Here is an 11000-nt window from a genome sequence, read left to right on the forward strand (position 1 = left end):
TTCGCGGAACAGCCCGTCGATCAGGTAACGATCGCGCAACTCCTCGTTCGAGACGCACTCCATCATGTCCGGATGCGTGGCGTAATAGGTGCGGTCGAACATCGCTCTCTCCTGTCAACTTGCGGGAGGTGCGCACGGCGGCGCTCCTGCATGCTTGCTTCATCGGGTAACCGGTGTCAGACATGTTTGCAACGGCGCCGGCAAATGGTTGCGCGCGCGCGCGTTTCGACCCAAATAGCCAGCGGCGCACGGGCGCCACGGAAGACGCATGACGACTGCCCTCAAGATTCATTCGAGCGACCATGTCGCCACTCTGCTCGAAGCCGCGGTCGCGGGCGAGACGATCGAGATCGGCGATACTGCCGTCATTGCGCGCGCAGACATCCCCAAAGGTCACAAGGTCGCCCTGCGCGACATCGCCGTGAGCGAGACGATCGTGAAGTTCGGCTTCCCGATCGGTTGCGCCACCGTCGCGATCACCGCAGGCGATCATGTCCACAGCCATAATCTGGCGACACGCCTCTCGGGCACGCTCGACTATCGCTATGAACCGCATGCCACCCCGCGCGCGGCAGTCCTGGGCGCGCGCACCTTCCTCGGCTATGTCCGCGAAGACGGCCGGGTCGGCACGCGCAACGAAATCTGGATCCTGCCCACCGTAGGCTGTGTCGGCCGCACCGCCGAGCGCATTGCCGCGGAGGCGGCGCGCCGCCATCAGGGTCAAGTCGACGGCGTCCATGCCTTCGCGCATCCCTATGGCTGCTCGCAGCTTGGCGATGATCTCGGTGCCACGCGGCGGATGCTCGCGGCGCTCGCGATGCACCCCAACGCGGGCGGTGTTCTGCTCGTCGGGCTGGGGTGCGAATCGAACCAGCTTTCGCGGCTGCTCAAGGACGTGCCGGATAGCTATCGCGGCCGAATCCGCGCAGTCGTCGCGCAAGACGCGGCCGATGAGGTCGAAGAGGGTCTCGCGGCGGTGGCGGATCTCGCTGCCGAGGCTGCGAAGACCAAGCGCCAGTCCGTCGGGCTCGACAAGCTCGTCCTCGGCGTCAAATGCGGCGGTTCGGACGGCTTTTCGGGTCTCACCGCCAATCCTTTGGTCGGGCGGATGAGCGATGTCGTCACGGCCGCGGGCGGCAGTGCGATCGTCACTGAAATTCCCGAGATATTCGGCGCTGAGCAGATGCTGATGGACCGCGCCGAGAGCCGTGAGGTGTTCGATAGCGTGGTCGACGTGGTCAACGACTTCAAGACCTATTTCCTCAGCCATGGCGAACCGGTCTCGGAGAATCCGTCGCCGGGCAACGTCGCCGGCGGTATCACCACGCTCGAGGAAAAGTCGCTGGGGGCGGTACAGAAAGCGGGCCATGCCGTTCTCACCGACGTCAAGCGCTATGGCGAGCGGATCGAACGTACCGGCCTGACATTGCTCGAGGCTCCTGGCAACGATGCGGTTTCTTCGACCGCGCTGGCCGCAGCAGGCGCGACCGTGATCCTGTTCACCACCGGCCGCGGCACGCCACTCGGCTTTCCCGTACCCACGGTCAAGATCGCCTCGAACAGCGAACTGGCGCTGCGGAAGCCCGGGTGGATCGATTTCGACGCAGGGCAGGTGCTGACCGACGGCTTCGAGGCCGCGGAGGAAGCGTTGATCGACCGCATCCTCGCGATCGCCTCGGGAGCCGAGACCGCAGCCGAACGAAACGGCGAACGCGAGATCGCCTTCTGGAAACGAGGGGTAACGCTATGATCGTGGTGAGGGTGCAAAATCCACACTCTGCCGTTGCTACTGACACCGGTTTCCCCTACGCCTCCGCGAAACAGATTTGAGAGGAAGGGGCCTGGTGGCATCCGTTCATTTTGCCGACGAAGCGCGCCGTATCGCCGAGACCTTCGTGGAGGCGCGCCGCGAAAGCCGCGGGCTTCGCGAGTATCCGGGCAATGTCCCCGCGGGGCTCGACGATGCCTATGCCGTGCAGGACCACGCCATCGCATTAAACGGCCGCGAGATTGGCGGCTGGAAGGTCGGACGGATCAATCCCCCCCGTAACGGCGTCGATCGGCTTGCCGGTCCGATCTTCGCCGAGAGCATCGTCTTGGCGGGTGAAGGTGTCGACATGTCGATTTTCGGCGATGGCTTCGCTGCCGCCGAGGCCGAGTTCCTGTTCCGGCTGCGCGCCGCGCCACCGGCGGGCAGGACCAGCTTCACCGAAGCGGAGGCGATCGACCTGATCGACGCGGTGCATGTCGGGATCGAGATCGCCAGCTCGCCCTTTGCCGGTATCAACGATCACGGCCCGACCGTGACCATCTCCGATTTCGGCAACAATAACGGCCTCGTCATCGGCCCCGAAATAAGGGATTGGCGCTCGGCCGACATCAAGGCGTGGCCGGTCGAACTCGACATCAACGGCGAGCGCATCGGCGCCGCCACTGCCGAGACGATGCTCGACGGTCCCGTCGGGGCGGTGCGCTTCCTGCTCGAGCTGATGGCTGCGCGCGGCATCGCGCTGCAGGCCGGCCAATGGGTATCGAGCGGAGCGGTGACGGGCGTTCATCCGGTCAAGCGCGGCGATCTGGTGGAATGCCGCTTCGGCGACGGTTTCGAAGTGCGCTGCACGATCACCGCCTCGTAAGAAGGCGGAACGCGATTGGAGTGAGCATGGTTGAGGCGCGAACGGAGGCGATCGGGTTCGCATGAAGCGGGTATTGCTCGCGCTTGTCGCCGCAACCGCGCCGGCTCCCTCCGCGTCGGCTCAGGCGCTGCTGTTTCGTGCGAGCGGCGACAAGGGCTTCGCCGCTGAGGTCGCGAACGGCGAAGCGCAGCCCAATTTCCAGAGCGGAACGACGATCGTTGCCGACGGAGCGCACGGCGCCGCGATGCGCTGGCCCGATGACGGCTATCTGACTTGGTCCGCACCGGGCAACATGCTCGCTCAGCGCGGCACGCTCTCTTTCTTCTGGCGCGCGCGCGAACCCGTCGGCGAAGCGCCGTTCGTTATTTTCCGCACGGGTTTTGCGGATCATTCGAGCTGGGACATGGCGTTCCTGCGCATCGACTGGAACGGCCACGGCTTCGACGCCTTCGTCACCGACGCAAACCTGTCGCGCCTTCGGGTGTCGTGGCGGATGGACCAGCTTCCGACGCCCGATGCGTGGCATCATATCGCCTTTGGCTGGGACGAGGCGCAGGGCGTCCGGCTATTCGTCGACGGCAAGCTCGTCGCCCAGGATCAGACCCGCGCCGATCTCGACGCCGGGCTCGACCAGTTCGGCCTCGCCGCGCGCGTCCTTTCGCCCCACCAGGTCCAGAGCCGCTACAATTTCACCCGCGGCAGCGATTTCGACGAAGTCCGAATCTACGATCAGCTGCTCGATAGTTCGGCGGCGGCGCAACTCGCCGAAGGCGCCGAGCCCGTCGCCAAAGCCGCCGCGAGGTTCGATCGCGCTGCCTGGCTTCACCGCTTCGGCTGGGACCGCGGCGCGCCGCCGCTCCTCACCGCGCCATCCACCAGCATCCGCAAGGTCGAGTTCGCCGATGCGAAGGACCTCAAAGAATGGATGTGGAAGGGCGTCGACGGAATCGCCGAGACGACTTGGCCGGGCGTCTACAACCGCTCGCGGCTGCCCGGGCGCAGCGACTATTTCGACTTGCCCGACTGGAACGTCTATGTCGACGGCGGCAAGGCATACACGCTGCGCGTCCCCGAAGGCGAAGCGTTCAACCGCATCGAGATACGCGGCGCGGCTTATGGTGACCTCGCCTGGAGCGCCGATGGCGACCGCTTCGCCGCGGTAGCGAAGCGCCCCAGAGGCTTGGTCCGCAGTGTCGACCAACTCGCGCCGCGCACCGGTGGCACGTTGCGCTTCACCAATAGCGAGCAGGAACAGCCGATCCAGGAGATCTGGGCGTACAACATAACCGAAGCCGTCGAGCCTAAAGGGACGTACAAGCTCGATTACACTGTCGACGCCTCGGCTGCGGCCGATCTCGCGACCCTCAAGGATCTGAAAGCCTTTATCGCGGGCCGCTATCCGGCGAATGCGCGTGCTACCGTGATTGCGCTGCCCGCTGGGGCACGCAGTGCAGCCCCCGCCGCAGGGAGTGCCGCCGCAACCGGCGTGGCGGTCCGCACCGGCTTCGAGGCGCCGATCGTCCATGTCCTGATCCCGTCGGGCTTCGGCCCCGCCGATCCCGGCAAGCCGATCGCCCGCGCGTGGAATTATGGCTGGGAGAACAGCCATGACGGGCTGGATGGCATCGCGCTGGACATTCCGGCGCTGAACGTGACTTCCGATTCAAGTGGCCGCATTGCCCTAAACATCCGCATCAAGGATCCGATCTGGCCCGGCCGCGACATGATCGACGTCTCGGTCTCGGTGAAGCTAAAGCAAGCGCGCACGCTATGGCTCGACCTGCGCGACCGCATCCTCACCAACGATAACCTGTATCTTACGGTCGCCTCCGCTGCCCCCGATTTCACGGGTCAGTCGCTCGACGGAATGAACGTCCGTCTCGTCTTCAAGGAGCGCGAGGTCGCCAAGGCAGAGCACGTTGCCGATCGCTTCAATCAGGTGAGGGACAATTGGGCCTTTCTGGTCGAGGAGCACACCGCATCGCAACGCGAGGGCCTGTATCGCCGGCTCTATGCCGATATCGGCGACTTGCTCCGCGTCGATCCCGATCACGCGGAAGGCCGCCGTTACTGGGCCGATATCAGCTATAGCCCCGAAAAGATGCCGCGCGTGGCGGTAACCCCGGCGCCCGCGGGCGTGCCCGAATGGGCGTGGTTTCAGCTTCAGGATCTCGGCCGCGTCCGCGAGTTCGTCAATTGGTGGATCGACAATCGCCAGGTGCCGTTCGGCGATTTCGGCGGCGGGCTGTCGGACGATGTCGACCTCGTCCAGCAATGGCCGGGACTCGCGCTGATGGGCGTCGAGCCCGACAAGATCAACGCCTCGCTCCGCGCCCTGACCGAGGCGGTGTACAAGCATGGCATGATGGAAAATGGACTGGGAGTGCTCACTGCCGACGAGCTCCACGCCTACGAAGAGGGAATGAACGCCGACGCTGCGCGGCTCTACCTCAACTGGGGCGAACCGCGCTCGGTCGAGCGGATGCTCGCCACCATCAAGGGGCTCGAAAGCGTGATCCTCCCCAATGCCGCGGGGCACCTGCACTTTGCGAGCAACTGGTACGGCGCGCATAAGATGTATCGTGAGGGGCCGTGGGAATGGCAGAAGCCCTATAGCTGGGTGGTCACTCACACCCCGATCCTGATGGGCGTCTACAACGCCAATCCTGCGGCGCAGCACCTGATCACCGGCCTCGTCGACGGCCTGATCGCGCACGGCAAGCAGGATGCCGCAGGCAAATGGAGCTTCCCCAACCAAATCAACTGGCGCAGCGATGCCGAACGCAAGGGCGATGGCGGCGGCGCAAGCGTACCGCTTCAGTCTGCCTGGGCCGCGTGGCGCTTCACCGGCGATGCCAAGTATCTGAGTCCGATCACCTCGCGCCTCGCCGCGTCGCCGTCGCTTGTCGCCGAATTCAACGAGAATGCGTTGACCGCGCTTCCCGGCGGCGAGCAATGGGCTGCGGCGCTGAGGGGACGCGGCGAGCTCGGTCGCTATGTTCAGTGGCAGGAAAGCGGCGATATCCGGCCGCTCGCCGCCCTGCACCGCGAGGCGGCAGCCCTCAAGATCAATCGCATGTACATGATGACCGGAGGCCATTGGTGGTCGGATCGCGTTTCGATGGCGCAGGAATTTCTGCAGCGCGAGCGGCTCGGCGGCATCGCGCTGGCGCGTAACCAGAGCTATCCCGGGCACACGGTCAGCTGGCGTTTCGCCGAGCCGGGTGCAGCCGAGCAAGTCGCGATTCTGGTCCCCGGCGCCACCCGCGCGCATTTTCGCGTCGTCGCTTACAACATGAGCGATCGGGCGCAGCGCGCCGAAATGAGTAGCTGGAACGTCGCGGCGGGCCGCTGGACGATGCGGGCGGGCACCAATCCCGACGGATCGGACCTGGCGGGCGGCACGTCGCTCGATCTCGAGCGCAGCGCCGTCACCAACGTCAGCTTCGCGCCGCGCGCCACCACCGTGCTCGATTTCACGCTGGAACAGGCTGGCGAGGATCCGTCGGTGCGTCCCGATCTGGGCATCGGGGTCGACGATGTGGTCTTGAAGGGCCGCGCGCTGACCGTCATCGTGCATAGCCTGGGCTCGGCCGCTGCGCCGGGCGGTACGCTTTTCCTGGAGGACGCCTCGGGTCGCACCGTGACCTCCACGAAGATCGCGGCGCTCGCCGCACCGACGGACCTGACGCCCAAGACGGCGCGGGTACGCCTCACGGTGCCGGGGGGCGCCGCGGTCGAAACGCTGCGGTTGCGCCTCGCGCGGGACGATGGCGGACGCGAAGTCACGTTGCGCAACAACATGGTTCCGCTGGCGTCAGTCACGCGTCGATGATCCGGCTCGCCCGTCGCAATCTCCTTACCGGCATGACCGCGTCGGTAGCGATGGCGGCAATGCCGGCTTTGGCCCGGTCGAGCGATGACGAGAATCTGCGCGGGGTGCTGGACCGCCTCGATGCCATACCCGGTTACGAAGCCCGCCTTGCACAACTCAGGGCGTTCGATGCGTCGACATTATCGCCTTCGGCAAGCCTGGATTTGCGAACCGTTCGCAGCGCTCTTGCGATAGATTCGCAATTGGTGCGACTCATTCCGGGCGGAAAGTCGGAAGGCCCCTACCGCGTCCCGCCCGCTCCCAAGCCGGGATTGTGGCGCCATGCACATGGTGCCGAAGCATTCGCCCTGTTGCTCGAACGCCATCTCGGCGAACGCATCGATCCCGAGTCCGCACACCGCCGGTTCGAAATCATGGTTGCGCACCTTGGTGCGCGCGCCGACCGGCTGATGCGCGCCGCGGGCTTCAGCAAGGGCAATGTGGGCGACCGCTTCAAGGCAATGTTTGCGGATTCGCGCTGGCTCTATTCGGACGACGATGCCGGCCGCGATGCCGCGGTCGCCGACATGAACCGCTGGCTCGGTAACGCCCGCCGTGCGTTGCCCGCGCTGATCGGCCGGGTGCCGAGCGCCAGCCTCGACGTGAGCGTTCGCCGGATGCGCCGCGCCGAGGAGGCGACGGGAAAGGGCGGCTATCGGCAGATCCCGTCCGCCGGCCAGTCGGGCGCGTATTTCGTCGACCTCAAGCAGATCCGCCGCCGACCCCGCTGGAGCCTGCACAGCGTGGTCCATCACGAGTTGCTGCCCGGGCACATGGTCCAGCTTCCGATCGAAGCTGCAGCGGCCCCACATCCGTTGCGCATCGCCTATCTGCCCGGCTTCGCCGAGGGCTGGGCGATCCATGCCGAGCAGCTGATGGCCGATCACGGCGCATATTCGGGCGCGCCGCTCGAGGAACTGGGGCACATCCACTGGCTGTTGTTCCGTGCCGTGCGCGGGCTGGTCGATACCGGTATTCATCATCGCCGGTGGAGCGTCGCGGAAGCGCGGGCGCGGCTCGATGCGCTTCAGGGCGCGCCGGCCTATTTCGCGTCGTTCGAGCAGGATCTCGATCGCATCGTCGGCGAGCCAGCGGCGCGGGCGGCCGAGGCGCTGATCTGGCTCAAGCTGGCGGATCGGGTCCGCGGTTCGGCCGGCGCGCCACTGCGCAGGGCAAACCGGGCGATACTAACGCATGGCCGCAAGCCGATGCGGCTGATTTCGAATGTTGGGATTAGGGAGTAAAATGCGAAACCTCGCGCCCCGCCGCTTCCCTCCGCCGGAGGTAGAGGCTAACCATCCAATCAAGCTGCGAACGAGACTCATGCGGCAAATAACAGTAGGAGAGGCTGAATGAGCGATGCGCGAGGCGCCACGATAGCGGGCGCCGCGGACCGGATCGGGCGATATCGCTGGGTTATCGTCGGCCTGCTGTTTGCCGCTACGGCGATCAACTATATCGACCGCCAGATGATCGGGCTGCTCAAGCCGATCATGATGGAAGATCCCGCGCTCCACATGAGCGAGCGGACCTATGCCGATGTCGTCGTGTGGTTCCAGATCGCCTATGCGGTCGGCTATCTTGGATTCGGCAAGATAGTCGACGTGATCGGTGCGCGGCTCGGCTATGCCGCTGCGGTGGTGATCTGGACGATCGCGCATATTGCGCATGGCGGCGCCTACAGCGTCACTCAGTTCGCATTGGCCCGGTTCAGCCTCGGCATCGGTGAATCGGGCAACTTCCCCGCTGGCGTGAAATCGGTCGCGCAATGGTTCCCGCAAAAGGAACGCGCTTATGCGATCGGACTGTTCAACGCGGGCGCCAATGTCGGCGCCATTCTGACGCCGCTGATCGTCTATGTGATGATCTCGCACCTCCAGATGAGCTGGCGGACGGTGTTCATCTCGACGGGTATCTTCGGGGTGCTGTGGCTGATCGCCTGGCTGGCCATCTACCGCGACGATCCCGCGAGCCATCCCAAGGTGGGCAGTGGCGAACTGGCGCACATCACGCAGGATCCCGCCGACCCCGACGTGAAGACCCCGGGCCTGTGGCTGCGCCTGCTCGCCACGCGTGAGACCTGGGCGTTCGCGCTGGGCAAGTTCTTCATCGACCCGATCTGGTGGTTCTATCTGTTCTGGCTGCCGGGCTTTCTCGGCGCGCAATATGGGCTTGACCTCAAGACCTGGTCGACCCCGACCGCGGCGCTGGCGCTGGGCGCGATCTATCTGATCTCAGACGTCGGCAGCATCGCCGGCGGCTGGCTCTCGGGCCGGCTGATGAAAAGCGGGATGAGCGTCAACAAGGCGCGCAAGCTGACCATGCTGATCTGCGCCTTCTGCGTGCTGCCGGTAGTGTTCGCGACTTCGGTCGACAATCTTTGGGTCAGCGTGATCCTGATCGGCATTGCGGCGGCGGCGCATCAGGGCTTCTCGGCCAATCTGTATACGCTGCCGTCGGATACCTTCCCGCGCTTCGCGGTGGGTGCGGTGATCGGCATCGGCGGTACGGTGGGCGCGATCGGCGGGGCTTTGTTCTCCAAATATTCGGGTGACATTCTCGATCGGGTGGGCAGCTACGCGCCGATGTTCATCGCCGCCGGCGCGGCGTATTTCCTCGCGATCCTGTCGGTGCATCTGCTGACCCCGCGTCTCGAACGCGTCGAGCGCTTCCATCACTCGACTCCCTGGGGGGTGATCGCGTCGGTTGCCGCTGGGCTGGGCGGGGTGATCGTGTTCCTCGCCTCGGGCAAGAACGTCGATGGCTGCGTGCCGGTGTGGATGGGCGTAGCCTCGCCCTGTTTCCAGACCGGCACCTATTGGACGATCCTCGGCGCGTTCGGCGCGGTTGCGATCCTTGCGATTGTCGCCAATGCGCTGTTCCGCGACAAGTCGCCGCAAGCCTGAGAGAGCATCATGACCAAGCCCCTCAAACTCGATCCCGACCGCCTGTTTCCGGCCGATGAGCGCACGCGGAGCATCACGCGTGCGCTCTATCGGGAAGTGGCGGGGCTGCCGATCATCAGCCCGCACGGCCATACCGATCCGAAGTGGTTCGCCACCGATGAGAATTGGTCGAACGCGACTGAATTGCTGCTTTCGCCCGATCATTATCTCTATCGCATGCTGTATTCGCAGGGCGTGGCGCTCGACGATCTGTGCGTGCCGAGCAAGGCGGGGATGCCGGGGACCGATCCGCGCAAGGCGTGGCGGACCTTTGCCGAGAATATCCACCTGTTCCGCGGTACGCCGTCGAGCATGTGGCTCGGCCACGTGTTCGCGGAGGTGTTCGGTTTCGACGTGGCGCTCGATGTCTCGACGGCCGACCTCTATTATGACCGCATCAACGAGAAGCTGGCGAGCGACGCGTTCAAGCCCCGTGCGCTGTTCGATCGCTTCGGCATCGAGTTCCTCGCGACCACCGAGGGACCGCAGGACGATCTCGCCCCCCATCACACGATCCGCGACAGCGGCTGGAAGGGGAGGGTGGTGACTACCTATCGTCCCGACGCGGTGATCGACGTCGAGCACGAACAGTTCGCCGGCGCGATGAAGGTCTTCGCGGAGAAGACCGGCCAAGATGTCTGGTCGTGGGACGGCTATCTCGCCGCGCACCGCAAGCGCCGCGCCGATTTCCGCGCCGCGGGCGCGACTGCGACCGATCACGGCCATCCGACCGCGCAGACCGCGAACCTCGGCTATGACGAGGCCGAGCGGCTGTTCCGTACGATCCTGTCGGACAGCTGGACTCCCGAGGACGCCGAACTCTTCCGCGCGCAGATGCTGACCGAAATGGCGGCGATGTCGGCCGAGGACGGGATGGTCATGCAGATCCATCCAGGGTCTTTCCGCAACCACAATGGGGGCCTGTTCGCCAGCCACGGCCGCGACAAGGGCGCCGACATCCCGACGCGCACCGATTACGTCCATGCGCTCAAGCCTTTGCTCGATCGCTTCGGCACCTCGACGACGCTGTCGATCATTCTCTTCACGCTCGACGAGACGGTATATGCGCGCGAGCTCGCGCCGCTAGCGGGGCATTATCCGTGCCTCAAGCTGGGGCCGAGCTGGTGGTTCCACGATAGCCCCGAGGGCATGCGGCGCTTTCGCGAGCAAGTCACCGAGACCGCCGGCTTTTACAATACCGTCGGTTTCAACGATGATACCCGGGCGTTTCTGTCGATACCGGCGCGTCACGATGTCGCGCGGCGGATCGATTGCGGGTTCCTCGGCCAGCTCGTCGCCGAGGGGCGGCTGCTCGACTGGGAAGCCTTTGAGCTCGCGCACGAACTGACCAACGGGCTCGTGCGGAAAGCCTATAAGATCGACCAACAAGCGCCGGCGCCGATCGCCGCCGCAGCCTGATCCATCAGACCAACGGAGTATCCCATGTTCGACCGCACTTATTACGCCACGCATCCGGACATGATGGAGTGCGTCTCGAACGAGGAGTTGCGCGATCGTTACCTGATCGACGGGCTGTTCCGTGAG

At 65.2% G+C, this 11000-nt stretch carries 6 protein-coding genes and 2 pseudogenes; 7 read left to right on the plus strand and 1 reads right to left on the minus strand.

All coding sequences use genetic code 11. From position 1 onward, the window contains the following. Positions 1–102, minus strand: a pseudogene (locus tag E5A73_RS21855) (5-dehydro-4-deoxy-D-glucuronate isomerase); the annotation flags it as partial. A gap of 166 nt (positions 103–268) precedes the next feature. Here E5A73_RS21855 and E5A73_RS20995 point away from each other — a divergent pair. The 7 genes and pseudogenes from E5A73_RS20995 to E5A73_RS21860 form a co-directional block, all read left to right on the plus strand. Beyond that, positions 269–1750, plus strand: a complete 1482-nt coding sequence (locus E5A73_RS20995; protein WP_135965818.1) for a UxaA family hydrolase — start codon at positions 269–271, stop codon at positions 1748–1750. Between the two features lie 94 nt (positions 1751–1844). After that, positions 1845–2636, plus strand: a complete 792-nt coding sequence (locus E5A73_RS21000; protein ID WP_135965819.1) for a 2-keto-4-pentenoate hydratase — start codon at positions 1845–1847, stop codon at positions 2634–2636. A 61-nt stretch (positions 2637–2697) separates the two neighbouring features. Next, a complete protein-coding gene (locus E5A73_RS21005) occupies positions 2698–6471 on the plus strand; it encodes a LamG-like jellyroll fold domain-containing protein (RefSeq protein ID WP_135965820.1) in 3774 nt (1257 codons plus the stop codon). A 245-nt stretch (positions 6472–6716) separates the two neighbouring features. Then, positions 6717–7754, plus strand: coding sequence for a DUF885 family protein (locus E5A73_RS21010; protein WP_168356052.1), 1038 nt, complete (start codon positions 6717–6719; stop codon positions 7752–7754). Between the two features lie 108 nt (positions 7755–7862). After that, a complete protein-coding gene (locus tag E5A73_RS21015) occupies positions 7863–9416 on the plus strand; it encodes an MFS transporter (protein ID WP_135965822.1) in 1554 nt (517 codons plus the stop codon). 9 nt (positions 9417–9425) lie between these two features. Beyond that, positions 9426–10874, plus strand: a complete 1449-nt coding sequence (gene uxaC / locus E5A73_RS21020; protein WP_135965823.1) for a glucuronate isomerase — start codon at positions 9426–9428, stop codon at positions 10872–10874. Positions 10875–10898: 24 nt separating this feature from the next. After that, a pseudogene (locus E5A73_RS21860) lies at positions 10899–11000 on the plus strand (5-dehydro-4-deoxy-D-glucuronate isomerase); the annotation flags it as partial.

It is taken from the genome of Sphingomonas gei (assembly GCF_004792685.1).
GTDB classification, from domain to species: Bacteria; Pseudomonadota; Alphaproteobacteria; order Sphingomonadales; family Sphingomonadaceae; genus Sphingomonas; species Sphingomonas gei.

Coding starts and splice junctions, on each gene's coding strand:
- uxaC (WP_135965823.1), top strand. CDS start 9,426: ATGACCAAGCCCCTCAAACTCGATCCCGACCGCCTGTTTCCGGCCGAT.
- E5A73_RS21005 (WP_135965820.1), top strand. CDS start 2,698: ATGAAGCGGGTATTGCTCGCGCTTGTCGCCGCAACCGCGCCGGCTCCC.
- E5A73_RS20995 (WP_135965818.1), top strand. CDS start 269: ATGACGACTGCCCTCAAGATTCATTCGAGCGACCATGTCGCCACTCTG.
- E5A73_RS21015 (WP_135965822.1), top strand. CDS start 7,863: ATGAGCGATGCGCGAGGCGCCACGATAGCGGGCGCCGCGGACCGGATC.